This window comes from Pseudomonas paracarnis (assembly GCF_904063055.1).
Taxonomy (GTDB): domain Bacteria; phylum Pseudomonadota; class Gammaproteobacteria; order Pseudomonadales; family Pseudomonadaceae; genus Aquipseudomonas; species Aquipseudomonas paracarnis.
On record NZ_CAJFCN010000011.1, the window covers coordinates 29,952 to 55,774 of the forward strand.

General features: G+C 61.8%; 22 protein-coding genes. 13 read left to right on the plus strand and 9 right to left on the minus strand.

The window, feature by feature from the left end; genetic code table 11:
• Nucleotides 1-28 precede the first annotated feature (28 nt).
• The 11 genes from JMV15_RS21275 to JMV15_RS21325 all read left to right on the plus strand — a co-directional run bounded on the left by JMV15_RS21275 (nt 29) and on the right by JMV15_RS21325 (nt 11,384).
• Nucleotides 29-1,024, plus strand: a complete 996-nt coding sequence (locus JMV15_RS21275; RefSeq protein ID WP_014716463.1) for a D-cysteine desulfhydrase — start codon at nt 29-31, stop codon at nt 1,022-1,024.
• A gap of 272 nt (nt 1,025-1,296) precedes the next feature.
• Nucleotides 1,297-2,091: a cystine ABC transporter substrate-binding protein gene (gene tcyJ, locus JMV15_RS21280; RefSeq protein ID WP_014716462.1), complete on the plus strand. Its 795-nt coding sequence runs from the start codon at nt 1,297-1,299 to the stop codon at nt 2,089-2,091.
• A complete protein-coding gene (gene tcyL / locus JMV15_RS21285; protein WP_003187646.1) occupies nt 2,091-2,756 on the plus strand; it encodes a cystine ABC transporter permease in 666 nt (221 codons plus the stop codon). The genes tcyJ and tcyL overlap by 1 nt, the downstream gene beginning before the upstream one ends.
• Nucleotides 2,757-2,759: 3 nt before the next feature.
• Nucleotides 2,760-3,506: an L-cystine ABC transporter ATP-binding protein TcyN gene (gene tcyN, locus JMV15_RS21290; RefSeq protein ID WP_201491905.1), complete on the plus strand. Its 747-nt coding sequence runs from the start codon at nt 2,760-2,762 to the stop codon at nt 3,504-3,506.
• Nucleotides 3,507-3,877: 371 nt separating this feature from the next.
• A complete protein-coding gene (locus JMV15_RS21295) occupies nt 3,878-4,666 on the plus strand; it encodes a hypothetical protein (protein WP_060767880.1) in 789 nt (262 codons plus the stop codon).
• A 185-nt stretch (nt 4,667-4,851) separates the two neighbouring features.
• Nucleotides 4,852-6,093: an SfnB family sulfur acquisition oxidoreductase gene (locus JMV15_RS21300; RefSeq protein WP_019819871.1), complete on the plus strand. Its 1,242-nt coding sequence runs from the start codon at nt 4,852-4,854 to the stop codon at nt 6,091-6,093.
• Between the two features lie 40 nt (nt 6,094-6,133).
• The gene (locus JMV15_RS21305) at nt 6,134-7,327 is read left to right on the plus strand and encodes an SfnB family sulfur acquisition oxidoreductase (RefSeq protein WP_166405689.1); all 1,194 of its coding nucleotides are present in this window, start codon (nt 6,134-6,136) and stop codon (nt 7,325-7,327) included.
• Nucleotides 7,327-8,685, plus strand: a complete 1,359-nt coding sequence (locus JMV15_RS21310) for an LLM class flavin-dependent oxidoreductase (protein ID WP_201491907.1) — start codon at nt 7,327-7,329, stop codon at nt 8,683-8,685. Before JMV15_RS21305 ends, JMV15_RS21310 begins: the two co-directional genes overlap by 1 nt.
• A 137-nt stretch (nt 8,686-8,822) precedes the next feature.
• A complete protein-coding gene (locus JMV15_RS21315) occupies nt 8,823-9,638 on the plus strand; it encodes a MetQ/NlpA family ABC transporter substrate-binding protein (protein WP_019819873.1) in 816 nt (271 codons plus the stop codon).
• Nucleotides 9,635-10,750 carry a methionine ABC transporter ATP-binding protein gene (locus JMV15_RS21320; protein ID WP_103452440.1) on the plus strand — a complete coding sequence of 372 codons (1,116 nt, stop codon included), beginning with the start codon at nt 9,635-9,637 and terminating at the stop codon, nt 10,748-10,750. The genes JMV15_RS21315 and JMV15_RS21320 overlap by 4 nt, the downstream gene beginning before the upstream one ends.
• Nucleotides 10,740-11,384 (plus strand): methionine ABC transporter permease, encoded by a 645-nt coding sequence (locus tag JMV15_RS21325; protein ID WP_003187635.1) that lies wholly within the window; start codon nt 10,740-10,742, stop codon nt 11,382-11,384. The genes JMV15_RS21320 and JMV15_RS21325 overlap by 11 nt, the downstream gene beginning before the upstream one ends.
• Before the next feature lie 2 nt (nt 11,385-11,386).
• On the opposite strand, the gene JMV15_RS21330 is transcribed toward JMV15_RS21325, so the two are convergent.
• Nucleotides 11,387-12,490: a hypothetical protein gene (locus tag JMV15_RS21330; RefSeq protein ID WP_201491909.1), complete on the minus strand. Its 1,104-nt coding sequence runs from the start codon at nt 12,488-12,490 to the stop codon at nt 11,387-11,389.
• A gap of 176 nt (nt 12,491-12,666) precedes the next feature.
• On the opposite strand from JMV15_RS21330, the gene JMV15_RS21335 reads away from it, so the two are divergent.
• Nucleotides 12,667-13,293, plus strand: coding sequence for a class I SAM-dependent methyltransferase (locus JMV15_RS21335; protein WP_019819876.1), 627 nt, complete (start codon nt 12,667-12,669; stop codon nt 13,291-13,293).
• Between the two features lie 388 nt (nt 13,294-13,681).
• Here the strand turns inward: JMV15_RS21335 and JMV15_RS21340 are convergent, their stop codons facing one another.
• The 4 genes from JMV15_RS21340 to JMV15_RS21355 all read right to left on the minus strand — a co-directional run bounded on the left by JMV15_RS21340 (nt 13,682) and on the right by JMV15_RS21355 (nt 21,327).
• The gene (locus JMV15_RS21340) at nt 13,682-15,871 is read right to left on the minus strand and encodes a glycoside hydrolase (protein ID WP_201491910.1); all 2,190 of its coding nucleotides are present in this window, start codon (nt 15,869-15,871) and stop codon (nt 13,682-13,684) included.
• A 244-nt stretch (nt 15,872-16,115) separates the two neighbouring features.
• Nucleotides 16,116-19,181: an efflux RND transporter permease subunit gene (locus JMV15_RS21345; protein ID WP_201491911.1), complete on the minus strand. Its 3,066-nt coding sequence runs from the start codon at nt 19,179-19,181 to the stop codon at nt 16,116-16,118.
• Complete coding sequence (locus tag JMV15_RS21350; RefSeq protein ID WP_032901770.1) at nt 19,178-20,248, minus strand: efflux RND transporter periplasmic adaptor subunit; 1,071 nt, start codon at nt 20,246-20,248, stop codon at nt 19,178-19,180. The genes JMV15_RS21345 and JMV15_RS21350 overlap by 4 nt, the downstream gene beginning before the upstream one ends.
• Nucleotides 20,245-21,327 carry an efflux RND transporter periplasmic adaptor subunit gene (locus tag JMV15_RS21355; protein WP_201491912.1) on the minus strand — a complete coding sequence of 361 codons (1,083 nt, stop codon included), beginning with the start codon at nt 21,325-21,327 and terminating at the stop codon, nt 20,245-20,247. Before JMV15_RS21355 ends, JMV15_RS21350 begins: the two co-directional genes overlap by 4 nt.
• A 121-nt stretch (nt 21,328-21,448) precedes the next feature.
• Between JMV15_RS21355 and JMV15_RS21360 the strand changes: the two genes are divergently transcribed.
• Entirely contained in the window at nt 21,449-22,609 is a 1,161-nt protein-coding gene (locus JMV15_RS21360) for an AAA family ATPase (RefSeq protein ID WP_020302226.1), read from the plus strand.
• A 99-nt stretch (nt 22,610-22,708) separates the two neighbouring features.
• Here JMV15_RS21360 and JMV15_RS21365 read toward each other — a convergent pair whose 3' ends face one another.
• The 4 genes from JMV15_RS21365 to JMV15_RS21380 are packed head-to-tail and all read right to left on the minus strand — an operon-like array spanning nt 22,709 to nt 25,632.
• The gene (locus JMV15_RS21365) at nt 22,709-23,557 is read right to left on the minus strand and encodes a transporter substrate-binding domain-containing protein (protein WP_130175331.1); all 849 of its coding nucleotides are present in this window, start codon (nt 23,555-23,557) and stop codon (nt 22,709-22,711) included.
• Nucleotides 23,554-24,330 (minus strand): amino acid ABC transporter ATP-binding protein, encoded by a 777-nt coding sequence (locus JMV15_RS21370; protein ID WP_130175330.1) that lies wholly within the window; start codon nt 24,328-24,330, stop codon nt 23,554-23,556. Before JMV15_RS21370 ends, JMV15_RS21365 begins: the two co-directional genes overlap by 4 nt.
• Complete coding sequence (locus JMV15_RS21375) at nt 24,327-24,986, minus strand: amino acid ABC transporter permease (protein ID WP_020302224.1); 660 nt, start codon at nt 24,984-24,986, stop codon at nt 24,327-24,329. The genes JMV15_RS21370 and JMV15_RS21375 overlap by 4 nt, the downstream gene beginning before the upstream one ends.
• Nucleotides 24,967-25,632: an amino acid ABC transporter permease gene (locus JMV15_RS21380; RefSeq protein WP_014716444.1), complete on the minus strand. Its 666-nt coding sequence runs from the start codon at nt 25,630-25,632 to the stop codon at nt 24,967-24,969. The genes JMV15_RS21375 and JMV15_RS21380 overlap by 20 nt, the downstream gene beginning before the upstream one ends.
• Nucleotides 25,633-25,823: the final 191 nt, after the last annotated feature.

A 25,823-nucleotide genomic window follows, 5' to 3' on the forward strand; every position in this document is an offset into this window, starting at 1 on the left:
CCCCATCACTCAGCCACCGTGCGTACCCATGATCAAACAACAGCTCGACCGTTTTAACCGTCTGGAACTACTGGGCAGTGCCACGGCCCTGGAAAAACTCGAGCGGCTGTCGGCTTGGCTGGGCAGGGACATCTACGTCAAACGCGATGACACCACGCCGCTGGCCATGGGCGGCAACAAGCTGCGCAAACTCGAATACCTGGCCGCCGACGCCATCGCCCAGGGCGCCGATACCCTGGTCACCGCCGGCGCGATCCAGTCCAACCATGTTCGCCAGACCGCCGCGCTGGCTGCCAAGCTCGGCCTCGGCTGTGTTGCCCTGCTGGAGAATCCTACCGGCACCGACGACCCCAACTACCTGGGCAACGGCAATCGCCTGCTGCTGGAGTTGTTCGACGCCAAAGTGGAGCTGGTGGAAAACCTCGACAACGCCGACGACCAACTCAACGCCCTCGCCGACCGCCTGCGCAGTAACGGCAAGAAGCCGTACTTGGTGCCTATAGGCGGTTCCAATGCACTCGGCGCGCTGGGCTACGTGCGCGCCGGGCTGGAGTTGGCCGCGCAGATTGAAGACAGCGGCATTGAATTTGCCGCCGTGGTGCTTGCCTCTGGCAGTGCCGGCACCCATAGCGGCCTGGCCCTGGCCTTGAGCGAAGCACTGCCGCAATTGCCGGTGATCGGCATCACGGTGTCGCGTACCGAGCAAGCGCAATTGCCCAAGGTGCAGGGCTTGGCCGAGCGCACTGCCGAGTTGCTCGGCGTGGCTATTCCGCAAGCCTTCAAGGTCACCCTGTGGGACGAGTATTTCGGGCCGCGTTATGGCGAGCCAAACGCTGGCACCCTCTCGGCGATCAAACTTTTGGCCAGCCAGGAAGGTCTGTTGCTGGACCCGGTGTATACCGGCAAGGCCATGGCCGGTTTGCTGGACGGCATCGGGCGCCAGCGCTTTGAAGAGGGGCCGATCATTTTCCTGCATACCGGTGGCGCGCCGGCATTGTTTGCTTATGACTCAGTTTTCAACTGATTGAATACGGTCGATGCGGGAGCTGGCTTGCCTGCGATTGCGGTGGGTCAGCCAGAAACTTGGCACTGACACACTGCAATCGCAGGCAAGCCAGCTCCCACACAAGCTGCACATATTTCCAAAAAGAATATGAAATTGTATTTTTATTATTTTCAAGACTTAAAAACCCGCTTTATCATCGCGCCGAAGGCGAAGACGCGCTTCGCACTTTAGGGCAGGATACGACTACCGCGTCACCTGCTTCGCTCACCATAAAAACACAGGGGCTCTCCATGACTATTTCCGCATTTCGTCGCACGCTGTTGGTTGGCACTTTGGGCCTGGCGCTTGGCGCTGGCTGGCTGGGCCAGGCGGTTGCCGGCGAGCAGTTGAACACCATCAAAAAGGCCGGCGAGATCAAGATCGGCCTGGAAGGCACCTACCCACCGTTCAGCTTTGTCGATGAAAGCGGCAAGCTCAGCGGTTTCGAAGTGGAATTGTCCGAGGCACTGGCCAAGGAGCTGGGCGTCAAGGTCAAGCTGCAAGCCACGCCATGGGACGGCATCCTTGCCGCGCTGGAATCCAAGCGCCTGGACGCCGTGGTCAACCAGGTGACCATCTCCGAAGAGCGTAAGAAAAAATACGATTTCTCCAAGCCTTACACCGTGTCCGGCATCCAGGCGCTGGTGCTGAAAAAGAACGTCGACTCGATCAAGAAAGCCGACGACCTGGCCGGCAAGAAAGTGGGTGTGGGCCTGGGCACCAACTACGAACAATGGCTCAAGGACAACCAGCCTAAAGCTATTATCAAGACCTACAACGACGACCCGACCAAGTTCCAGGACCTGCGCATCGGCCGCATCGACGCCATCCTGATCGACCGCCTCGCCGCCCTGGAATACGCCAAGAAAGCCCCCGACACCGCCGCTGCCGGCGACGCCTTCTCCCGCCAGGAATCCGGTATCGCCCTGCGCAAAGGTGAGCCTGAATTGCTCGACGCAGTCAACAAGGCTCTGGACAAACTGCGCGCCGACGGCACCTTGAAGACGCTGTCCGAGAAGTACTTCAACGCTGACGTCACTCAATAATGGAAGCAGGTTTCCAACTCGCGCTGGACTCCGCGCCCTTTCTGCTCAAGGGCGCGTACTACACGGTAATCCTCAGCCTCGGCGGGATGTTTTTCGGCCTGTTGCTGGGCTTCGGCCTGGCCTTGATGCGCCTCTCGCGCTTCAAGTTGCTGAGTTGGACGGCCCGGGTCTACGTGTCGTTCTTTCGTGGCACGCCGTTGCTGGTGCAGCTGTTCCTGATCTACTACGGCTTGCCGCAAGTGGGCATCGAGCTGGACCCTATCCCTGCTGCCATGATCGGCTTTTCGCTGAACATGGCTGCCTATGCGTGTGAAATCCTGCGGGCCGCCATCGCCTCCATCGAGCGTGGCCAGTGGGAAGCTGCTGCCAGTATCGGCATGACCCGTGCGCAGACGTTGCGCCGGGCCATCCTGCCCCAGGCGATGCGCACGGCGTTGCCGCCTTTGGGCAACAGCTTTATTTCACTGGTCAAGGACACGGCGCTGGCCGCCACCATCCAAGTGCCCGAGCTGTTCCGCCAGGCCCAACTGGTGTCGGCGCGTACCTTCGAAATTTTCACCATGTATCTGTCCGCGGCCCTGATCTACTGGATCCTGGCGAGCATCCTGGCGCATCTGCAAAATCGTCTGGAAGACCGGGTCAACCGGCATGACCTGGAGTCTTGAAGCATGATCGTGGTTGAAAAACTGACCAAACAATTCAATGGTCAGGTGGTGCTCAACGGCATCGACCTGGAGGTCAAGGAAGGCGAAGTGGTCGCCATCATCGGCCCCAGTGGTTCCGGCAAGACCACCTTCCTGCGCTGCCTGAACTTCCTCGAAGAACCCACCAGCGGCCGTATCAAGGTGGGTGTCATCGAGATCGACAGCAGCAGGCCGCTCAACCAGCAACAGGGCCTGGTGCGACGCCTGCGCCAGCATGTGGGCTTTGTGTTCCAAAACTTCAACCTGTTCCCCCACCGCACCGCACTGGAAAACGTCATCGAAGGCCCCATCGTGGTCAAGAAGATGCCACGGGAAGCGGCGGCCGAACTGGGGCGCAAGCTGTTGGCCAGGGTCGGCCTGGCAGGCAAGGAAGCGTCCTACCCAAGGCGGCTGTCCGGCGGCCAGCAACAGCGTGTGGCGATTGCCCGCGCATTGGCCATGGAGCCGGAGGTGATCCTGTTCGACGAACCCACCTCGGCCCTCGACCCGGAACTGGTGGGTGAAGTATTAGCGACCATTCGCAGCCTGGCCGAAGAAAACCGCACCATGGTCATCGTCACACACGAGATGAGCTTTGCCCGTGATGTGGCCAACCGGGTGATCTTTTTCGACAAGGGCGTGATCGTCGAACAGGGCGAAGCCAAGGCGCTGTTTGCCAACCCCAGGGAAGAACGTACCAAGCAGTTCCTGAGCAAATTCCTCGCCCACTGATGTTCTGTGTGGGAGCTGGCTTGCCTGCGATGCAAGCGCCTCGGTGTAGCAGTCCAACCGGGGTGATCCTATCGCAGGCACGCCAGCTCCCACATAAGCGAGGCCCTACAGGGAGTCGCCATTCCACCCCGTAAAAGACCCCGCCGCCTGCCTCTTGAAATCCCCCTCCCCGTCAGACCCGTCTGAATCTCGCCAAACCCACCGTTTAGCCCTTTGCCTCCATTGACGCTCCTTGGCCAACCCTCTTATCTAGCGCCTTGAGGATTGGATCCTATCCCGGCTACTGACTGAATCGTGCCTTTCGACCCCCCTTGCGCCTGTTCGTCGAGGTTTCGGAACGATTGCTGCTGGCTGCACCAAGGAGATTACTTATGACACACGCTCAAACCTCGGCCACGCTCCGTGCCCCAAGGCTGCCCCAGGCTATTGGAAACGGCATCAGCGCCCTGGCCTCCGCCCACTTGCAGGTCGACATTTCACCCTACCCGAGCATGGAAGAAGGCGACCTGATCGAACTGTTCTGGAACAACTGCTTCGCCGCCTCGCGCAAGGTGACGGCGTGCAAGATCGGCACGTGCACCCACCTGTGCGTACCGCAGAGTTTTGTGCAGGACGGACCGGCACGCGTCCACTACCAGGTCTTGCAGATCGGCCATGGCCCGATGCGCTCGGCGGTGACCCTGGTGCGGGTCAAGACCAACTACCCCGGCGGTCAGCCTTCGCCGCGCCTGAACCCTGAAGGCGGCGATGAAAACCAGAACCTGGCGCCCGTGAACCTGCCCGAGACGATCCGCCGCCATGGCGTCAACAGCAGCCAGGTAAGGCGCGGTATTCCGCTGACCATCGAGCCTTACCTGAACATGAGCACGGGCGATGCCATCACCTTGCGCTGGGGCGATGTACGCCTGGACCTGCCCCGCATTCAGGCTCAAAGCGTCGGCCTGGCGGTGCAGGTGTGGGTGCCGCCCCACGTGATTGTCGAAGCCGGCGACGACTGCCGGTTGGAGGTCACCTACTGCATTCTCGATCGCGTGGGTAACAACTCCCGCTGGGCGCCCGCCCGCACGCTGCGCATCGCCGCCTGCACACCGCCCCGCCCAGCCTCGCCCGCGCCAGGCTATCAACCGCGTCGCTTCGGTTCACCCTGTGAACCGGGGTGACAGCCCTTCTATGCATATTCCTAAAAGTTAGTTTATTTAAATAATTAACACGCTTAGGGTATATGCACCGGACCACCGGACATTCCTGATTTTTCTGTTTATTTCATTGAATGCGAGGTCGGTATGGTCAGAATTACCCCGGTGCGCAACGCCAGGGCATTGCGTGCAGCCAAGGAGCGGCGCTGATGTCTAACTTGGCTCTAACATCCCCCCAGAGTGATGTGGACGTAGCTCCCCTGCTGTTGCCCGCCACGGTGCTGCGCAACGACGCCCAGGCGCTGAGCGCCGCCCACGAGCTGGCCCAGGCTGCGCGTGCGCAGGCCGCCCAGCGCGACCAGCAACGCAAACTGCCCTGGGCGCAGCTCGAACAGTTCACCCGCAGCGGCTTGGGCAGTATTTCCATTCCCCGCGAATACGGCGGCCCCCAGGTGTCGTTTGTGACCCTGGCCGAAGTCTTCGCGATCATCAGCGCGGCCGACCCGGCACTCGGGCAGATCCCGCAGAACCATTTCGGCATCTTGCACGTATTGCAGGGCACCGCCACCGAGCGTCAGAAAAAGCAGCTGTTCCAGAGCGTGCTCGACGGCTGGCGCATCGGCAACGGCGGCCCGGAACGCGGCACCAAAAATACTCTGGAGCTCAAGGCGCGCCTCACGGCCGAAGGCGACGGTTACGTGCTCAGCGGCCAGAAGTTCTACTCCACAGGCGCCCTGTTCGCTCACTGGGTGGCAATCAAGGCCCTGAACGATGACGGCAAGCAGGTCATGGCTTTTGTACGTCGCGGCAGCGAAGGGCTGCGCATCGTTGATGACTGGTCCGGCTTTGGCCAACGTACCACCGCCAGCGGCACCGTGCTGCTTGATCGCGTAGCGGTGGACCCGGACCTGGTCATCGACAACTGGCGCCTGGGCGAAAGCCCGAATATCCAAGGGGCCGTGTCGCAACTGATCCAGGCCGCCATCGACGCCGGCATCGCCCGGGGCGCCCTCGACGATGCCATCGCCTTCGTGCGTGAGCGTTCGCGCCCGTGGATCGACGCCAAGGTCGAGCGAGCCAGCGACGACCTGTATGTGATCGCCGATATCGGCAAGCTGAAGATCGAACTGCACGCCGCCGAAGCCCTGCTGCGCAAGGCAGGCCAGGTGCTTGACCAGGTCAGCGCCGCGCCGATCACCGCGCAATCCGCCGCCCACGCCTCGATTGCCGTGGCCGAAGCCAAGGTGCTGACCACCGAAGTGGCGTTACAAGTCACCGAGAAGCTCTTCGAACTGGCGGGCAGCCGCGCCACCCTGGCCGAATTCAACCTTGACCGTCACTGGCGCAACGCCCGGGTTCACACCCTGCACGACCCGGTGCGCTGGAAGTACCACGCCATCGGCGCCTATCGGCTCAACGGCACCTTGCCGGCTCGGCATTCGTGGATTTAACCAACCAGAACACTTTTTCCACGAGCTTCTGGAGAAACTCATGACCCTTTCTCACCCCGTCGCGGTCATTACCAGCGACGAACAAGCGCTTATTGTCGCCAGCGATCTTGCTGAAGACTTGCGCCGCGACAGCGCCCAACGCGACCGCGAACGCCGCCTGCCGCTGCCCGAGCTGGACGGGTTTTCCCGCTCTGGCCTGTGGGGCATCAGCGTGCCCAAGGCCTACGGTGGCGCGGGCGTGTCCAACGTCACCCTGGCCAAGGTCATCGCACTGATCGCCCAGGCCGATGGCTCGTTGGGCCAGATTCCGCAAAACCATTTCTATGCCCTCGAAGTACTGCGGGTGAACGGCAGCCCCGAACAGCAGCAACGCCTGTACGCCGAGGTATTGGCTGGCCAACGCTTTGGCAACGCCTTGGCGGAGCTGGGCACCAAGACCGCACACGACCGCATTACCAGCCTCACCCGCGACGGCGATGGTTTTCGCATCAACGGGCGCAAGTTCTACGCCACCGGCGCGATCTACGCCCAGCGCATCCCCACCTCGGTGGTGGATGAAAACGGCGTCCAGCACCTGGCCTTCGTACCGCGTGACAGCGAGGGGCTGACGGTGATCGATGACTGGAGCGGCTTCGGCCAGCGCACCACCGGCAGCGGCTCGGTAGTGTTCGACAACGTGTGGGTCGCGGCGCAAGACGTGGTGCCGTTCCAGAGCGCCTTCGAACGCCCGACTACTGTCGGCCCGCTGGCGCAGATCCTTCACGCAGCCATCGACACCGGCATCGCCCGCGCAGCCTTTGAGGATGCCTTGCATTTTGTGCGCACCAAGACCCGCCCGTGGATCGACGCCGGCAACGACAAGGCCACCGAAGACCCGCTGACACTCAAGAGCTTCGGCCACCTGAGCAGCCGCCTGCACGCCGCCGAAGCCTTGCTGGAACGCTCGGGTGAATTCCTCGACCGCGCCCAGGCCGACAGCAATGCCCAGACCGTCGCCGCAGCCTCCATCGCCGTTGCCGAAATACGCGCCCTGAGCACCGAGATTTCCCTGGCGGCCGGCAGCACCCTGTTCGAACTGGCCGGCAGCCAGGCGACCCTGGCCGAACACGGCCTGGACCGCCACTGGCGCAACGCCCGGGTGCACACCCTGCACGACCCGGTGCGCTGGAAATACCATGCGGTTGGCAACTACTACCTCAACGATGAAAACCCGCCGCTGCGGGGGACCATCTGATGAGCAAAAAAAAGATCCTGCTCAATGCTTTCAACATGAACTGCATCGGGCACATCAATCACGGTTTGTGGACTCATCCACGGGACAACTCGACCGAGTACAAGACCCTCGAATACTGGACTGAACTGGCGAAGATCCTGGAGCGCGGGTTGTTCGACGGTTTGTTCATCGCTGATATCGTCGGCGTGTATGACGTGTATCAGGACTCCATCGACGTGCCGCTCCAGGAGTCGATCCAGTTACCGGTCAACGACCCGTTGCTGCTGGTGTCGGCCATGGCCGCCGTTACCCAGCACCTTGGCTTCGGCCTTACCGCCAACCTCACCTATGAGCCGCCGTACCTGTTCGCCCGGCGCCTGTCGACGCTGGATCACCTGAGCCGTGGCCGGGTGGGTTGGAACATTGTCACCGGCTACCTCGACAGCGCCGCCAAGGCCATGGGCCTTACCGAACAGGTCGAGCATGACCGGCGCTACGACCAGGCCGATGAATACCTGCAGGTGTTGTACAAGCTCTGGGAAGGCAGTTGGGAGGACGACGCGGTGCGCAACGATCGCCAAGCGCGGGTGTATGCGCAACCGGGCAAGGTGCACAAGGTAGAGCACCACGGCGAGTTCTATCAGGTGGAGGGTTACCACCTGTGCGAGCCCTCGCCCCAGCGCACGCCGGTGCTGTTCCAGGCCGGCAGTTCCGAGCGCGGCTTGCTGTTCGCCGGGCGGCATGCCGAGTGCGTGTTTATCAGCGGGCAGAACAAGGCCGCGACCAAGCGCCAGGTGGACAAGGTGCGCGCCAGCGCAGTGGAGGCTGGGCGCAACCCGGACGACATCAAGGTGTTCATGGGCCTGAACGTCATTGTGGGCGCCACTGAAGCGTTGGCCTGGAACAAGCACGCCGAGTACCTCAGCTACGCCAGCGCGGAAGCCGGCGTGGCGCACTTCTCGGCCTCGACCGGGATTGATTTTGCCCAGTACGCGTTGGACGAACCGATCCAGTACGTCAAGAGCAACGCGATCCAGTCGGCCACCCAGAACCTGCAGAACAACGACTGGACCCGGCGCAAATTGCTCGACCAGCACGCCTTGGGCGGGCGCTATATCACCCTGGTGGGCTCGCCTGAACAGGTGGCCGATGAGCTGGAATCCTGGATCAGCGAAACCGGGCTGGATGGTTTCAACCTGACGCGCATTGTGACGCCGGAGAGCTATGTGGATTTCATTGAGCTGGTGATACCGGAACTACAACGACGGGGCTCGTACAAGACGGAATATGCGCAGGGAACGCTGCGGGAAAAAGTCTTTCACGACACGGCTCGCTTACCCAACCAACACACCGGCTCTACCTACCGCCACGTTGTTTGATCGTTCCCACGCTCCGCGGGGGAATGCCTCTTGGACGCTCTGCGTTCGCTTTGGGGACGCGGAGCGTCCCTGGCTGCATTACCACGCGGAGCGTGGGAACGATCTCGCTACCTAAGACCTTATGACTGGAAACCACTATGAAAAAGACATTCTTAAACAACCCAGTCAAAGCACTGGCCCTGGCCTTCGGCTTATTCAGCTCGGCGGTATTTGCCGCCGACGCCCCGCTGAAAATCGGCACCACCGCTGCCTTCGCCATTCCGCTGGAAGCCGCCGTAGAAGAGGCCGGCAAGCAGGGCCTGAAGGTCGAACTGGTGGAGTTCACCGACTGGATCGCGCCCAACGTCAGCCTCGCCGCCGGCGATATCGACGTGAACTACTTTCAGCACATTCCCTTCCTGGAGAACGCCAAGGCCGCCGCCGGGTTTGACCTGGTGCCGTACGCGCCGGGCATCATCAACAACGTCGGGCTGTATTCGAAAAAATACAAAAGCTTCAACGAGCTGCCCGCAGGCGCCAGCGTGGCGATTGCCAACGACCCGATCAACAGCGGGCGCGGCCTGCAACTGCTGGCCAAGGCCGGGCTGATCACCCTCAAACCGGGCGTGGGCTACAAGGCCACCGAAGAAGACATCATCGCCAACCCGAAAAACATCAAGATCCTGCAAGTGGAAGCGGTGCAACTGGTGCGCGCCTATGACGACGCCGATCTGGTGCAGGGCTACCCGGCGTACATCCGCCTGTCCAAGACCTTCGATGCCGAGTCGGCACTGCTGTTCGACGGCCTCGATCATCCGGAATACGTGATTCAGTTCGTCATCCAGCCCAAGAGCAAAACCGACCCACGGGTGATCAAGTTCGTCGATATCTACCAGCACTCGCCGGTGGTGCGTGCGGCCTTGGACAAGTCCCTCGGCAAGCTCTATCAGGTTGGCTGGGAAGCTAAACCATGAGTGCCGCCAACGCCCGATTGCACGATCTGGCCCCTGCGCCCAGCCACGCGGAACAGACTGAACTGCACCCGGACTTGAACCGCGCCCATGTGCGGTTCATCAACCTGGGCAAAACCTATGACGGCACGGTGCATGCGCTGCAAGGCATTGACCTGGCGATCCAGCGGGGCGAAGTGTTCGGCATCATCGGCCGCAGCGGCGCCGGCAAGTCATCGCTGATCCGCACCATCAACCGCCTGGAACAACCCAGCAGCGGACGGGTGCTGATCGACCAGGTGGACATCGGCAGCTTCGATGAAGACCACCTGGTGGCGCTGCGGCGACGCATCGGCATGATCTTCCAGCACTTCAACCTGATGTCGGCCAAGACCGTGTGGCAGAACGTCGAGTTGCCGCTCAAGGTCGCCGGTGTGCCCCAGGCACAACGCGCGCGAAAGGTGCATGAACTGCTGGAGCTGGTAGGCCTGCAAGACAAACACAAGGCGTACCCGGCGCAGCTGTCCGGCGGGCAGAAGCAGCGCGTCGGCATCGCCCGCGCGCTGGTGCACGACCCCGAGATTCTGCTGTGCGACGAAGCCACCTCGGCCCTCGACCCGGAAACTACCCAGTCGATCCTCGGCCTGCTGCGCGAGATCAACCAGCGCCTGGGCCTGACCATCGTGCTGATCACCCATGAGATGGCGGTGATCCGCGACATCTGCCACCGCGTAGTGGTGCTGGAGCACGGGCGTATCGTCGAGCAAGGCCCGGTGTGGCAGGTGTTTGGCGATCCGCAACATGAGGTCAGCAAGACCCTGCTCGCACCGCTGCAACACGGCTTGCCGCCAGAGTTGCAACGCCGCCTGCAACCCACGCCCGCCTCGGCCGACGCCGCACTGGTGCTGCGCCTGCAGTTCACCGGCAGCGACACCCTGGAGCCAGACCTCGCGGCACTGTTCAGTGCCCTCGGCGGCCGTGTGCGTTTACTACAAGGGGGCGTGGAACGCATCCAGGGGCATGCCTTGGGGCAACTGCTGCTGGCGGTGAATGGATCGCCGCACAACGCCGAAGAACTGCGCAAACGCGCGGCCAACTGGGCACAACAGGTGGAGGTGCTGGGCTATGTGGTTTGATCGTTTAGTGCAGGGCGCCATCGACACCTTGTTGATGGTGGGGGTGTCATCGCTGATCGCGCTGCTGGTGGGCATTCCGCTGGCGGTATTCCTGGTCACCAGTGACAAGGGCGGCATCTACCAGGCACCGGCGCTAAACCGCGTGCTGGGAGCGTTCGTGAATCTGTTCCGCTCCATTCCGTTTCTGATCCTGATGGTGGCGCTCATCCCGTTCACGCGCCTGATCGTCGGCACCACCTATGGCGTCTGGGCGGCAGTGGTACCGCTGACCATCGCCGCCACGCCGTTCTTTGCACGCATCGCTGAAGTGAGCCTGCGCGAGGTCGACCATGGCCTGATCGAAGCCGCGCAGGCCATGGGTTGCCGCCGTTGGCACATCATCTGGCATGTGCTGTTGCCAGAGGCGTTGCCCGGCATCGTCGGCGGCTTCACGATCACCCTGGTGACCATGATCAATTCATCGGCCATGGCCGGAGCAATCGGCGCCGGTGGCCTGGGCGATATTGCCTACCGCTATGGCTACCAGCGCTTCGATACGCAGATCATGCTCACTGTGATTGTGTTGCTGGTGGTGCTGGTGGCGGTGATCCAACTGAGTGGGGATAGGTTGGCGCGGGTGTTGAACAAGCGCTGACGTCACGGGCACTCATCCAGTTGGGCAACACTGGCACGGGGCACGAAGGTGATGGTTTTTTCCTTGGCCTGCCAGGGCCGCACGATATAGCTGCCATCCGAGTCGGCCATCACTCGCAGTTTTACGCTGCGCTTGGGGTTTTCGGCGTCTACCAGCGCGCCGGGAACCTGGGCCTGCGCCGTCCAGGTCATCAACGTACAAACGCGCCCTCCCGAGGCGGATCCTTGCAGCGGCAGGCCGCCCAACTTGGCCCCACTCGCCGGGATCAGCCCGAGTAAAACGATGAGCGCAAAGGCCACCAATGAGGCGAACGCCACCGGGTTTTTCTGGACGCGCATACGCACCACCAGGCAGGCGGCGCTTCCCTGGATCAGGAACAACACGGCCATTTCGGCGGCCATGAACGGCGCAAAGAACACGGCGCTGTCGGAGTACTCGCTGAAGGCGCGGGAGACCGGCACCGTCACCATCAGAATGACCACCATTTGAACCACCCCGGCGCCAGCACTGGCCAGCCAGAACTCGCCGGACAACTCACGCAGGGCAACATGGGCGGGGCGCGAACGAATGATGATGCCGACATAGGCCACTACCGCCGCCATGATCGCTACGATCCAACTGAACGTCAGCAAAAACCCACTTTCGGTGTTCACGGACAGGTATACGGCGGACATCCAGAACACAAACATCACCAACAGGCTGGCCGCCCAATGTCCCAGTAATCTCCTGTGCTGGGCCGTCTCTTGCGGCGACTGCGGGCTGAGATTGAGTTGATCACTCAGACGCACACCTGTGCCGTTCAGGCGTGTGAACAAGATGAACGTGGGCACCAGGATCGATGCACCCATCATGCCGATCACAAATACCAACATGGCGAACATCGCTGGCAATGCGGTGAACGCCGACGCCGACAAGATACTCAGCGGCACCTTTTCCATCTGGATGTACTGGTACAGGTACAGGCCTGCCACCGAGAGAATCCCCACCGTCAGCGGCCAGGCACGCTCATTGAGCCAGAACAGCCCATTGCTCAATCTCGTGGCGTATTGGTCGACCTTGTTCGGCGCGGTGTGGTTGCCAACGGTGGGACGTTTTTCCTCTTCCATGGATGTATAACCCTCTGCAAATGAGGGCCAAATCTTACCCATAATTTCCCGTGGCGGTCTGTCGGATGCGCACACTGCGAGCGCCATGAAGTGCCCTACAGCGGATACACGGTTTTCAACTCAAGAGTGGGCCGGGGTATAGTCCAACCACCTCAGCCGCAGCCGTGCGCCATGCCATGAAACTTGCTCCCGACGACCTCAACCAGATCACCTCCACCACCCTGGGCCATTACAACAAGGTGGCCGAAGACTTCCGTGAAGGCACCCGCGATCACGATGTGAGCCAGAACGTCGACGCGCTGCTGCGGCATATCCAGGGCACGCCGCCGTTCACTGTGCTGGATTTCGGCTGTGGGCCAGGGCGGGATTTGCAGACGTTTACGCGCATGGGGCATATCGCCGTGGGCCTGGATGGCTCCGAACGTTTTGCGCAGATGGCCCGCGAAGACAGCGGCTGTGAGGTGCTGCAGCAGGACTTTCTCAAGCTGGACCTGCCCGCCGACCGCTTCGATGGCGTGTTTGCCAATGCGGTGCTGTTTCATATTCCCAAGCAGGAGTTGCCCCGAGTGCTCAAAGAGCTGCACGGCGCGTTGAAGCCTGGGGGCGTGCTGTTCAGCTCGAACCCTCGGGGCGAGAACCAGGAGGGCTGGAATGGGCCGCGGTATGGCTCTTATCACGATCTGCAGGCCTGGCGGGCCTTGCTGACCGCAGCCGGGTTTGAAGAGTTGGAGCACTACTACCGGCCGGCCGGGTTGCCGCGGGAACAGCAGCCTTGGTTGGCGAGTGTATGGCGTAAGATTTAGTGCTGCATCGCCTGTACCTGCCTCATCGCAGGCAAGCCAGCTCCCACCTTTGGAATGCATTCCCTTGTGGGAGCCGGGCTTGCCCGCGATGACGCCGTAACGGGCAGCGTTATTTCACCTGATACACCACCGGCTCCCACCTTTGGAATGCATTCCCTTGTGGGAGCCGGGCTTGCCCGCGATGGCGCCGTAACGGGCAGCGTTATTTCACCTGATACACCACCGGCTCCCACCTTTGGAATGCATTCCCTTGTGGGAGCCGGGCTTGCCCGCGATGGCGCCGTAACGGGCAGCGTTATTTCACCTGATACACCACCGGCTCCCACCTTTGGAATGCATTCCCTTGTGGGAGCCGGGCTTGCCCGCGATGGCGCCGTAACGGGCAGCGTTATTTCACCTGATACACCACCGGCTCCTCCCCCTCCACAAGCACCGTCACACTGCGCCCGGCATACCCCTGTTTATCCACCGCCGAGAAATTCGCCACCAACCGCGTCCCGTCTGCGAAGGTGGTTTGCTGCAGCTGCTTGTCCACCGTCAGCCAGCGGAAATCCGTCATTTCCTGGGTTGCCAGGCGCTGGTGCAACGGCCGGAAAAAGCGGTCCTGGCGCTGAATAATCGGCAGCCGCGCCTTGAGCGTCGCCGCACTGAGGTGGTACAGCGGCGGCACGTTGTAGAGCAGTTGGGTCAGCTCATTGTCGCCCTGCACATTGCTCAGTTTGAGGCTGTCGAACAGCCAATGATGGGTGGTGATCACCGAGCCGTGGAACACCGCCTGATACAACGGCACGCGCATCGTCGGTTCGAAATACAGCGTGCGAAACGGCTCCTTCAACGGCACCGATTTGAAGAACACCGCCGGTTGCTCCGTGGGATACCAGTTGCCTACGAAGTACGGCGACTGCGGGTCCTGGGTCATCTCGCGGTCACCCCAGCCGATCACCGGGGTCTGCATGCCGTGGGCAAACAGGATGCCTTGGGCAGTGATCGCGTTGCCGTCTTCGGAGCCTGTGACCAGCTTCGGCACGGTGTTGATCCAGCGGGAAGCATCGATATTGCCTTCGGCGTTTTGTGCCTGAGTCATGCTGGCGTTGCTGCGATAGCTGTCGAACAACATGCTGGTGGCGTAGGCATCGAGAAACCAGGCATTGAAGCCAGCCTTGGCGTGTACTGCCTTCACCCGTGCCTCCAGCAGCGGCCGCACACAACGTGGATCCGTGTAGTGGCCGGATTTCTGGAAACCGGTTTTCAGCTTGCCGTCTTTCAACACGATCGCGCAGTCGCGGTAGGCCTTGGCGCCCAGGTGGGCAGTGGTCCAATCGGGGTTTTCCGTGGCGGACAGGGCCGTTTCGTAGGAGTCGTAAGGCGCCATCAGAAAACCGGCTTCCACCCCCGCGCGAATCGCTTCGGGATGCCAGAGGCCACCCTCCCAACCTTCGCCCAAGGTCAGCAGCAGACGCTGCAGCCCGGCGTCGCGCAGGGTTTGAATGGTGCTACTGCCCCAGGTCTGCGGGCTGTCACTCAAGGCTCCCGCAAAGTCCACGGCCAGTTCACTGCGCAGCTCACCATAACGGGCGGCAAGGCGGGTCATGTCTGGCTCTTGCACTTGCCAGGCCTGCCGGGCCTTGGTGTTGATCGCCGCGTTGAGGCCGCGCAGGAGCACGGTTTGTTCATAGCGATTCAGTGCAGCGGACTGCGCCAGCAGCTGTGCGCTCTCTTTGTCCATCAGGCTCTTGAGTTCATGGCTGCGCAGCCGTTGGATCAGTCTTGGCCAATCACGCACATCGCCCAAAGCCAGCAGGCCGTTGTCCCAGAGGTACACATGGCTGGCGCCCAGCAGTTTCTGGGCTTCGGGTGTTTGCCGCAGTTTGTCCGCCAACGGCTCATAGCGGCCCTGCTCCACCAGCCACTGGCGGTAGCGCTTGGCACCAGCCAATGGGTCGGCATCGCCCAGGTACAGCCGCAGCGTCATCGGCGCATCAGGCGCCAGCGAGGTGAATTCATGGGCCGCGCAGAGCGCCAGGCCGTTGCCGTCGGCTTGCCATTGCAGGCGGTTGTTGTAGGGGTTGGTCAACAGCCAGCTCAAGGTGAAGCCACCGTGATCCACGCCCCACAGCGGCAGGCTCAGGTCCTGGGTGGTATTGAACTCGCCCCGCTCCAGCAGAAACGTCTTCCAGATGGCATTGCCGGCAGGCACGTAATGCCCCTCGGCCAAGGGCCAGATCAACCCGCGCCCCATGGCCTCGGCAGGCTGACGCAGCAGGGCCAGCTCACCGGGCTCGCGGGCGTTGATGGTCAAGGCCAGGTCGCGCTGTTGCAGGCGGGCGGTCAGGCGATAGGCGCCGTTGTCCCATTGCCAAGTGGCTTGATCAGGCGTGTTCTGCAATTGGCTGACGGCATGCGAGGCCACACCACTGGATGCCTGCACTGAAGCCTGGCCTGCGGGTGTCACGCGCAGCGCCAGGGTGGCGGGGTCGAGTTCGACGCGCCACAAGGCATTTTCCAGTACGGTGGCGGCGAAGGCAGACGGTGCAAGGAGCAACGTGCAAAACAGCAAGGTGAAACGCAGGCACTGCATGAGGATCGACCTGGGTTTGGAATGAGGACCAGAGGGTACAACATGCAGTAGCGAGCCAGGACGACATGGGGATTTTTCAGAAACTTCACACAGTCTCAACCAGAATGAAGATCCAAATGTGGGAGCTGGCTTGCCTGCGAAAGCGACAGTTGAGTCACAGATGCAGCGACTGATACACCGCCTTCGCGGGCAAGCCCGCCCCCACAGGGGGTCTGCGCTTAACTGGCAGCCCCCTCTCTCAGTGTTAATCCTGTTGTGGCTGACGTTCGTGTTTCGGCTCGCGGATCTTGTACCAGGCCACATACAGCGCCGGCAGAAACAGCAACGTCAGCAACGTCGCAATGATGATCCCGCCAATCATCGCGTAGGCCATCGGCCCCCAGAACACTTCCCGCGCAATCGGGATCATGCCCAGGCTCGCGGCGGCGGCCGTCAGCAGAATCGGCCGACGCCGGTGTTCGGTCGCTTCCACCACCGCGTCCCACGGCGTGTAGCCGGCCTCTTCGTACTCGTGGATCTGTGTGACCAGAATCACCGAGTTGCGGATGATGATGCCGATCAGCGCCAGGATCCCCAGGATCGCCACAAAGCCCATGGGCGTGCCCGTGGGGATCAACGCCAGCACCACGCCGATCAGCCCCAGTGGCGCAACGCTGGCCACCAGGAACATCTTCTGCACGCTGTGCAACTGAATCATCAGGAACGTGGCCATCAGGAACAACATCAACGGCACCACGCTGGCAATCGGGCCCTGGGCCTTGCCACTTTCTTCCACGGTACCGCCGGTGGCGACTTTGTAGCCCACCGGCAAGCCTTCGTTGAATTTCTCGATGGTCGGCGCCAACTGCTTGACCAGGTCGGTCGGCTGCATCTCATCGCGCACCGCGGCCTTGATGGTAATCGTCGGCTTGCGGTCACGACGCCACACCAGCGGCTGCTCCAGTTCGTAACGCACCGTGGCAAAGGCCAGCAATGGAATCGAGGTGCCATTGGGCGTAACGATCTGCAGGTTCTGCAAGGTTTCCGGCGTACCGCGCTCGGCGTCCTCGGCGCGGCCGACCACGTTGATCAGGTAGATATCGTCGTGCACCTGGGTCACCGCCGCGCCGCTGACCACGCTGTTCATCAACTGCGCCACGTCTTCCGACGAAAGCCCCAGTTGCCGCGCCTTGTCCTGGGCGATGTCGACGCGCAGCACTTTGCCCGGCTCGTTCCAGTCGTAGATGATCTCGCCCAGGTGGGTGTTCTGATCCAGCAAGGTCGCCAGTTCAATGGCGTGCTTGCGCACCTGATCGGTGTCTTTACCAGAGACGCGGTACTGGATCGGCCGCCCGACCGGCGGGCCCATTTCCAGCGGCTGCACGTAGCTGCCGATACCGACAAAATCATCGCGCAAGCGTTTCTGCAATCGAGCGATCAGGGCGCCACGCTCTTCCAGGCCCTTGCTCACAATCACCAGCTGCGCGTAGTAGGGGTTTTCCAACTGCTGGTCCAGCGGCAGGTAGAAACGAATCGCGCCCTGGCCGATGTAGGTGCTCCAACGGGCGATATCCGGGTCGTCCTTGATGATCGCTTCGAGGCGGTCTACCGCCTTGCGCGTCTCGTTGATCGAGGCGTTTTGCGGCAGGTTCAGGTCGACGAGAATTTCCGGACGGTCCGACGACGGGAAGAACTGGTTCTGCACAAATTGCATGGAAAATACCGAGGCCACGAACAGCGCCACGGTGATGCCAATCGCCCACCAGCGGTTGCGCATGGCCCACAGCATGCCGCCATTGAAGGCACGGCCAATGCGCCCTGGCTCAGCGTTGTGCGGTTTCACATTGGCGCTGAGGATATGCACGCCGATCACCGGCGCAAACAGCACCGCCACCACCCACGACACCAGCATCGCCACGGCAATCACCGCGAACAGGGTAAAGGTGTACTCGCCCGCCGAACTGGCGTTGAGGCCAATCGGCACGAAGCCGGCCACGGTCACCAGCGTGCCGGTGAGCATCGGGAACGCCGTGGAGGTATAGGCGTAAGTCGCCGCCTGTTCCTTGGTTTCGCCTTTTTCCAGGCGCGTGATCATCATCTCCACCGTGATCATCGCGTCATCCACCAGCAGGCCGAGGGCGATGATCAACGCGCCCAGCGACACGCGCTGCATGGTGATGCCGCTGTATTCCATGAACACGAATACCAGCGCCAGCACCAACGGAATCGAGCACGCCACCACCAACCCGGCGCGCATGCCGAGGCTGATAAAGCTCACCACCAGCACGATGATCACCGCCTCAAACAACGCGCTGGTAAACCCGCCGACCGCCTCTTCCACCACTTCGGCCTGGTCGGACACCTTGTGCACGCCGACGCCCACCGGCAGGTCGGCGGTCAGCTCGTCCATGCGCCCGTGCAGGGCCTTACCGAACGACTGGATATTGCCGCCCTTCTGCATGGCGATGGCCAAGCCAATCGCCGGTTTGCCGTTGAAGCGAAACATCGGCCGCGCCGGGTCCACATAACCACGGCTGATGTCGGCAATATCCGCCAGCCGGTAGAAACGGTCATTGAGGCGCAGGTTGACGTTGGCCAGGTCTTTCTCCGAGGCGAACTGCCCGGAGGTGCGCACGGAGATGCGTTCCGGCCCGGCCTCGATCACCCCGGCGGGGGTCACGGCGTTTTGCGATTGCAGGCTTTGCACGACCTGGCGCTGATCAATCCCCAGGGCCGCGAGTTTGCGCGTGGAGAAATTCAGGTAAATCACTTCGTCCTGCTGGCCGATCATCTCGACCTTGCCCAGCCCTGGCACCGAGCGGATTTCGGCGCGCACCTGTTCCACGTAGTCACGCAACTGGCGCATCGACAGGCCATCGCCGGTAAAGGCATACACCGAGCCGAACACGTCACCGAACTCATCGTTGAACGATGGCCCCTGCAAGCCCTGGGGGAAGGTCCCACGAATGTCATCGATCTTTTTGCGGACCTGGTACCAGATCTCAGGGATGGCCTTGGCACTGGTGGTGTCCTTGAGGAACACGAACACCGTGGACTCGCCGGGCCGGGTGTAGCTTTTCACATAGTCGAGAGAGTCGAGTTCCTCGAGTTTTTTCTCGATACGGTCGGTGACCTGCTTGAGGGTTTCTTCCTGGGTCGCGCCCGGCCAGCGGGTCTGGATCACCATGGTCTTGATGGTGAACGACGGGTCTTCTTCACGGCCCAGGTTCATGTACGAGAACACGCCCATCAGCAGCGCGACGAACATCAGGTACCAGACGAAGGACTGATGCTTGAGGGCCCAGTCGGATAAGTTGAAGCTCCCTTTCATCGCGGGCTGTCCTCGTCGATTTTGACTTTTTGCCCAGGTTTCAGGCTGTTCACGCCGGCGGTGACAATGCGCTCGCCGGGTTTGACGCTGCCATTGAGCAAGGCGCTGCGGGCATCACGGCTGATAACCGTGACCTCGCGGGGTTGCACGGTCTGGCTCTGGGTGTCGAGCAGCCAGATACGGGTCTTGCCGTCCACTTCCTGCAAGGCGCTCAGGGGCAGTTCGATACGCGGGGCGATGGCGGTGCTCAACGTCACGCTGATTGCCGTGCCCAGGCGGAACGCGGGCGGGGTTTCGGCCAGGCTCAGGCGTGCGCGACGGGTGCGCGTGGCGCTTTGGGCCTGAGGCTCGATCTCACGCACCACGGCGGTGGTGTGCACGCTGGGGTCCAGTTGCCCGGCGACCAGGAACACCACATCGGCAGGCAAGCGTTCAGCTAGGCCGGCGGGCAGGTCGATCACCGCTTCCTTGATGTCCGGACGGGCCAGGGTCACCACCTGCTGGCCGGCGCTGACCACTTGGCCAGCCTCAGCGTTCCAGGCAGTGACGATGCCGGCATGGTCGGTGCGCAGTTCGGCGTAGTTGAGTTGGTCCTTGGCCTGGTTGACCGAGGCACGGGCCTGGTCAAGGGTCGCCTGGGTGGTTTTGAGGTCGGTCTGGGCCACATCCAACTGAGCCTGGGCGCCGACGCCACGGTTGAACAGCTCCTGTTGCCGCCGAGCGTTGGCCTGGGCGTTGATGAACTGCGCCTGTACGCGCGCCAGGTCGCCCTGGGCAGCGCGTAATTGGTTCTGCTGGTCGGTGGGGTCAAGCACGGCGAGCAAGGCGCCCTTCTCCACCTCGGCGCCGACATCCACGGCGCGGCGGGCGATGCGGCCAGGCACACGGAAACCCAGGTTGCTTTCATAGCGGGCCTGGATGGTGCCGGCGAAACGACCGAGGTTTTCCTGGTCTTCAGCCTTCACTTCCATGGACAGCACCGGGCGTATGGGTTCGGGCGGCGCCTCTTCCTTGGAGCAGGCCATCAGCAACAGGCTGGCGGCGACAATCAGCGTCAATTGCTTCATGGCTGCGCTCCGGGTTGGGCGATCTCGACGACCATGCCGGGGTGCAGCAATTGCCCACCGGCTATCACGACTTTTTCACCGCCTTTGAGGCCCTCGCCGATGATCACTTTACCGGTGAGGTAGCGCGCCACGGTGACCTTGTGCAACTGCGCCTTGCCTTCGCCGTCCACCAGCCACACGGCTGGCTCGTTGAGGTCTTTGGTCAGCGCTGACCAAGGCAGCTCGATGCTCGCCTTGGCCGGGCCATTGGCGGTGGCACTCACCACCGACCCCAGCTCCATACCCTTGGGCAGGCTTTGCAGGGCGATCTTCACTTGAACGGTGCCGGTATTGGCGGCCACGGCGGGCGTGACTTCGCGGACTTTGCCCACGGCCTTGATGCTCGGGTTGTCCAGCAGGCTCACCGTAATCGGCGCGTCGGGGGGCGGCTCCACCAGCAGGGACTCATACACGTTGAACACGGCGTCACGCTCGCCATCGCGGGCGAGGCTGAAGATCGGCACGGTGGCTTGTACCACTTGGCCGACTTCGGCCTGGCGCGCCGTGATGATCCCCGGGGCATCGGCGATCAACGCGGTGTAGCCCAACTGTTCGCGTGCATTGGCCAACTGCGCCTGGGCAGCGGCCAGGGCACTTTGACTGCTGCGCAGCGCGGCCTGGGCGGCGTCGTATTCGCTGCGGCTGGTATAGCCTTTGGGCAAGAGTTTTTCCTGGCGCACGAAGGCGGCGGCGGTCTGCTTGACCCGCGCCTGCTCGGCCACAACCTGGGCCTGGGCCGAATCGACGTTGGTTTGCAGGTCCTTAGGGTCGAGCTTGGCCAAGACTTGCCTGGCCGTGACGCGGTCGCCTACGTCGACCATGCGCTGGATGATCTTGCCACCCACGCGAAAGGACAGATCGGTTTGCACGCGCGCCTGGATATCGCCGGTCAGCGTGACCGCCGCGGCAAAATCCGCTGACTGCACGGTTTGCACGAACACCCGCGAATGCTGCTTGGGCTCGGCTTTGCCCTGGCCACAGCCGCTGAGCAGCGCCAGGAGGCCAAGGCTGAAAATAAATGTCGAGGTGCGACCGCCCATGCAGGCTCCTTTTGCGTGATGCCGACGTTCAAGTGTGTATGCGACTGTGAGCTTAGATCAGGGTTCCTTATCTGCATGGAGGATCCCATACTCCAATGGTTCCCATGCTGACTAATTACACATGCTTAAAACCCTCGCGGTGGCCAATTACCGCTCGATCAACAAATTGGTGGTGCCCCTGGACCGGCTGAACCTGGTGACCGGGCCCAATGGCAGCGGCAAATCCAACCTGTATCGCGCCCTGCGCCTATTGGCCGAAACCGCCCAGGGCGGGGTGATCAATGCGCTGGCCCGCGAAGGCGGGCTGGATTCGACCTTCTGGGCCGGGCCGGAAACCATCAGCCGGCGCATGCGCAATGGCGAAGTACCGGTCGAATCTACTGTGCGCCAGGGCGTCAAACGCCTGCGCCTGGGGTTTGCCGCAGAGGATTTCAGCTACGCGATCTCTTTGGGCTTACCCGAAAAAACCCTCTCGGCCTTCAAACTGGACCCCGAAGTAAAAAAGGAGTGCATCTGGGCCGGCCACGTCTACCGTCCGGCCAGCCTGCTGGTGCAGCGCTCAGGGCCGATGGTGCGTGCCCGCGAAGGCCGTGCGTGGGATGTGCTGGCGCATCACACACCGAACTACCACAGCCTGTTCGATCAGGTCGGCAGCCTGCGTGGCTCGCCGGAAGTGCTGCTGTTGCGTGAAAGCATTCGTGGCTGGCGCTTTTACGATCACTTTCGCAGCGACGTGGACGCGCCAGTGCGCCAGCCACAATTGGGCACGCGCACGCCGGTGTTGCACCACGACGGCCGCGATCTGGCGGCCGCGTTGCAGACCATCCGCGAGATTGGCGATCCCGAGGCGCTGCAACGCGCCGTGAGCGATGCATTCCCGGGCGCGCGTCTGCACATTGAACCGTTGCAGGGCGGACGCTTTGCCATCGAGTTCTATCAGGAAGGCTTGCTGCGACCGTTGTCGGCGGCGGAGCTGTCGGACGGCACCCTGCGCTACCTGCTGCTGATCGCCGCGCTGCTGACCCCTCGGCCACCGACCATGATGGTGCTGAACGAGCCGGAGACCAGCTTGCATCCGGACCTGTTGCCGGCACTGGCCCGCTTGATTATCCAGGCGTCGAAGCAGTGCCAGGTATGGGTGGTGAGCCATGCCAGCCGCTTGATTGCGGCGTTGCAGCAGGATGAGGGGTGTAACTCGATTGTGTTGGAGAAGGTGTTGGGGGAAACACGGATTGTGGGGCAAGGGATGCTGGATGCGCCGGCCTGGCACTGGCCGGAGTAGGCGGTGACTGCACTGGCCTCATCGGGGGCAAGCCCCCTCCCACATTTTGATGTGTGAATACATTCAAAGGTGGGAGCTGGCTTGCCTGCGATAGCTATCTCAGCCCTGCCACTTACCGCCCTCAACAATCACACTCTCAGGCTTGGTGTCATCGCTCAGCTCTTTACGCACATATTGGTCATAAAGCTTGAGCAGGAATTTCTCCTCGCCCAGCTTCGCAAGCTCAGCGTTCACCCAGTCACGCAGCTCGATATTGCCCTTCTTCACCGCCGGGGCAATGGGTGCTTCATCACCGAGCTTATCTTCCAGCACGCGGTAGCCAGGGTTCTGCTTGGCCCAACTGAACAGCACCAGGTTGTCTTGCGCATAGGCATCCCCACGGCCAGCCGACAGCGCCTGCAGCGACTCGGAGTTCTTCTCGAACTTGAGCAGCTTCCAGTCCGGATGGTTCTTGGTCAGCCAGATATCCGCCGTGGTGCCGGTGGTGACGATGGTCGTGCGGGTTGCCAGGTCATCCAGGCTTTTGACGGCGCTGTCATTCGGCACCAGAGCCTGCACCGCCACTTTCAGGTTGGGGTTGGTGAAGTCCACTGCTTCCTTGCGTTCAGGCGTCACGGTCATGTTGGCGAGAATCAGGTCGACCTTGTCGCTTTGCAGGAAGGGAATGCGGCTGGCCGGTTCCACGGCGACAAACTCCACCTTGTTTTCATCGCCCAGCAGGTCCTTGGCGAATTGCCGGCCGATGTCGGTATCGAAGCCGACATAACGACCCGCTTCGTCCACAAAGCCGAATGGCGGTTTATCGGTAAACACGCCGACAATCAGCTTGTCCCGCGCTTTGATTTTGTCGATGTAGCTCACAGCCGCAGGTTTTACCGGCTCTTCGGCCTTTTTATCGCAGCCGGCCAGCAAGGCGACGGCAAACAGTGGCAGCAGTAACTTTTTCATATCAGCTCCAGTTCCTTGATCTTTTTGGGCAGTGTTGAAACAAAGGAGAACTTCTCCAGGAACTGCTGCGCGCGTGCGGTCTGCGGGTTCGTAAAGAATGCCTCGGGGGTGTTGTGTTCGAGGATGCGACCGGCCTCCATGAACACCACGCGGTCGGCGACGGCGCGGGCGAAGGCCATTTCGTGGGTGACGATCAGCAGGGTCATGCCATCGCGGGCCAAGTCCTGGATCACTTCCAGCACTTCCTTGACCATCTCCGGGTCGAGGGCCGCGGTGACTTCGTCAAACAGCATGACCTGAGGGTTCATGCACAACGAGCGGACGATGGCGATGCGTTGTTGCTGGCCACCGGAAAGCTGGCGTGGGAAGGCGTCGCGCTTGTCGGCAAGGCCCACGCGCTCCAGCAATTTTTCCGCCTGCTCACGGGCTTCACGCGGGTCGCGCTTTTGCACTTTCAGCGGGCCGAGCAGGATGTTGTCGAGCACGCTCATGTGCGGGAACAGGTGGTAGCTCTGGAACACCATGCCAATGTCCTGGCGTACCTGGCGCCAGTCGGTGGTTTTATCCAGCAGCTCTTTGCCGGCAAAGCGCAGGCTGCCGCTGTGCGCGACTTCCAGCCCATTGAGGCAGCGCAACAAGGTGCTTTTGCCACAGCCGCTGGGGCCTAAGATCACCACCACTTCGCCGCGCTGCACGCTCAGGCCGATGCCCTTGAGCACCTGCGCCTCGCCGAAGAATTTGTTGAAACCCTGGAACTCGATCAATGCGCTCATGCTTGGGCCCAGCGCCGTTCCAGCAGCTTGGAGGCGGCCGACAACGGGTAGCAGATAAAGAAGAAAAACAGGAACAGCGCACCGTAGATCAATACCGACTCGTAGGTGCGCTCGATGATTTGCTGGCCGACCTTGATCACATCCACCACGCCGATCAGCACCGCCAGGGAGCTGGTCTTGATGATGCGCGTGTACACGTTGATGGTCGGCGGCGTCATGCGCCTGAGGGCCTGGGGCAGCAGTACGTAGCCGTACAACTGCGGGTCGGACAGGCCAATCGACAAGCCTGCTTCGCGTTGGCCACGGGGCAGCGAATGCAGCGCGCCACGCACCACTTCGCCCACCTCACTGGCGCCCCACAACGACAGCACCAGCACCGCGCACCAGAAACTCGGGATGCTCAGGCCGAAGAAGATCGGCACGCCAAAAAACAGCAGGTACAACCACACCAGCACCGGAATGGCGCGGAACAGTTCCAGGTAGACCCGCAACACGCCGTTGATCGCCTTGTTATTCAAAGTGCGCAGCACGCCGTAGAGCACGCCGCCAACCGTACTGAAGCCGATGCTCAAAAACGAAATTGACAGGGTTTGCGCAGCGCCCTTGCCCAGTTGCGGCAACGACACCCAGAGCAACTCAAGACCCGAACTGGCCATGCTGGAGCCTCCTTTCCAGGCGGCTGAGCAACAGCGACAACGGCAAGAACAACAGCACGCAAATCAGCGTCAGCACGGCGAGCATTTCGTAGGTTTTATAGTAGAGGGCGATATAGCTCTTGGTGGTATAGAGAATCTCCGGCACCGCCACCGCCGACACCACGGTGGTTTCCTTGAGCAGAAAAATGAAGTTGGCGAACAGCGCCGGCAGGCTGAGGATGCCGGCCTGGGGCAGGATCACATGGCGCAACAGTTGCCAGTCGGACAGGCCAATGGACTTGCCCGACTCGATTTGCGCTTGCGGCACCGCTTCCACGCCGGCGCGCAGCACCTCGGTGAGGTAGGCGCCGCCCAGAAAGGTCATGGTGATGATCGCCGCCCAGAACCCGGAAATATTGAAACCCAGGGCCGGCAGCGCGAAGTAGACGAAGAACAGTTGGATCAACAGCGGCGTGTTACGCGCCAGCTCCACATAGAGCGCCACCAGGCGCGACAGGTAAGGCGTACGAAACACCAGCAGCGCAGCGTTGATCAGCGCCACCAGCAAGGACGTGGCAATGGCGATCAGGCCGACTTGCAGCGTCACACCCACGGCCTTGAGAAACGCCGGCAGGGTGCTGAGGATAAAAGCGAAATCGAAGGTCATGTGCAGTCCATATCGCCGCATGGGTAATGCCGCGAGCGCAGTCCGTGCCGACGTGGATAACGTCAGCTAGCGCGAACTTTAAAGGTATAAAAATCAAAGTTTAAATACCGAAATAGCATATTGATATCACCCAAAAACCTAACCTCTGTGGGAGCTGTCGATCGTTCCCACGCTCTGCGTGGGAATGCAGC

What these genes read in the sequence shown, in the direction of transcription:
- JMV15_RS21275 (WP_014716463.1), top strand. Translation starts at nt 29, where the DNA reads ATGATCAAACAACAGCTCGACCGTTTTAACCGTCTGGAACTACTGGGC.
- tcyJ (WP_014716462.1), top strand. Translation starts at nt 1,297, where the DNA reads ATGACTATTTCCGCATTTCGTCGCACGCTGTTGGTTGGCACTTTGGGC.
- tcyL (WP_003187646.1), top strand. Translation starts at nt 2,091, where the DNA reads ATGGAAGCAGGTTTCCAACTCGCGCTGGACTCCGCGCCCTTTCTGCTC.
- tcyN (WP_201491905.1), top strand. Translation starts at nt 2,760, where the DNA reads ATGATCGTGGTTGAAAAACTGACCAAACAATTCAATGGTCAGGTGGTG.
- JMV15_RS21295 (WP_060767880.1), top strand. Translation starts at nt 3,878, where the DNA reads ATGACACACGCTCAAACCTCGGCCACGCTCCGTGCCCCAAGGCTGCCC.
- JMV15_RS21300 (WP_019819871.1), top strand. Translation starts at nt 4,852, where the DNA reads ATGTCTAACTTGGCTCTAACATCCCCCCAGAGTGATGTGGACGTAGCT.
- JMV15_RS21305 (WP_166405689.1), top strand. Translation starts at nt 6,134, where the DNA reads ATGACCCTTTCTCACCCCGTCGCGGTCATTACCAGCGACGAACAAGCG.
- JMV15_RS21310 (WP_201491907.1), top strand. Translation starts at nt 7,327, where the DNA reads ATGAGCAAAAAAAAGATCCTGCTCAATGCTTTCAACATGAACTGCATC.
- JMV15_RS21315 (WP_019819873.1), top strand. Translation starts at nt 8,823, where the DNA reads ATGAAAAAGACATTCTTAAACAACCCAGTCAAAGCACTGGCCCTGGCC.
- JMV15_RS21320 (WP_103452440.1), top strand. Translation starts at nt 9,635, where the DNA reads ATGAGTGCCGCCAACGCCCGATTGCACGATCTGGCCCCTGCGCCCAGC.
- JMV15_RS21325 (WP_003187635.1), top strand. Translation starts at nt 10,740, where the DNA reads ATGTGGTTTGATCGTTTAGTGCAGGGCGCCATCGACACCTTGTTGATG.
- JMV15_RS21330 (WP_201491909.1), bottom strand. Translation starts at nt 12,490, where the DNA reads ATGGAAGAGGAAAAACGTCCCACCGTTGGCAACCACACCGCGCCGAAC.
- JMV15_RS21335 (WP_019819876.1), top strand. Translation starts at nt 12,667, where the DNA reads ATGAAACTTGCTCCCGACGACCTCAACCAGATCACCTCCACCACCCTG.
- JMV15_RS21340 (WP_201491910.1), bottom strand. Translation starts at nt 15,871, where the DNA reads ATGCAGTGCCTGCGTTTCACCTTGCTGTTTTGCACGTTGCTCCTTGCA.
- JMV15_RS21345 (WP_201491911.1), bottom strand. Translation starts at nt 19,181, where the DNA reads ATGAAAGGGAGCTTCAACTTATCCGACTGGGCCCTCAAGCATCAGTCC.
- JMV15_RS21350 (WP_032901770.1), bottom strand. Translation starts at nt 20,248, where the DNA reads ATGAAGCAATTGACGCTGATTGTCGCCGCCAGCCTGTTGCTGATGGCC.
- JMV15_RS21355 (WP_201491912.1), bottom strand. Translation starts at nt 21,327, where the DNA reads ATGGGCGGTCGCACCTCGACATTTATTTTCAGCCTTGGCCTCCTGGCG.
- JMV15_RS21360 (WP_020302226.1), top strand. Translation starts at nt 21,449, where the DNA reads ATGCTTAAAACCCTCGCGGTGGCCAATTACCGCTCGATCAACAAATTG.
- JMV15_RS21365 (WP_130175331.1), bottom strand. Translation starts at nt 23,557, where the DNA reads ATGAAAAAGTTACTGCTGCCACTGTTTGCCGTCGCCTTGCTGGCCGGC.
- JMV15_RS21370 (WP_130175330.1), bottom strand. Translation starts at nt 24,330, where the DNA reads ATGAGCGCATTGATCGAGTTCCAGGGTTTCAACAAATTCTTCGGCGAG.
- JMV15_RS21375 (WP_020302224.1), bottom strand. Translation starts at nt 24,986, where the DNA reads ATGGCCAGTTCGGGTCTTGAGTTGCTCTGGGTGTCGTTGCCGCAACTG.
- JMV15_RS21380 (WP_014716444.1), bottom strand. Translation starts at nt 25,632, where the DNA reads ATGACCTTCGATTTCGCTTTTATCCTCAGCACCCTGCCGGCGTTTCTC.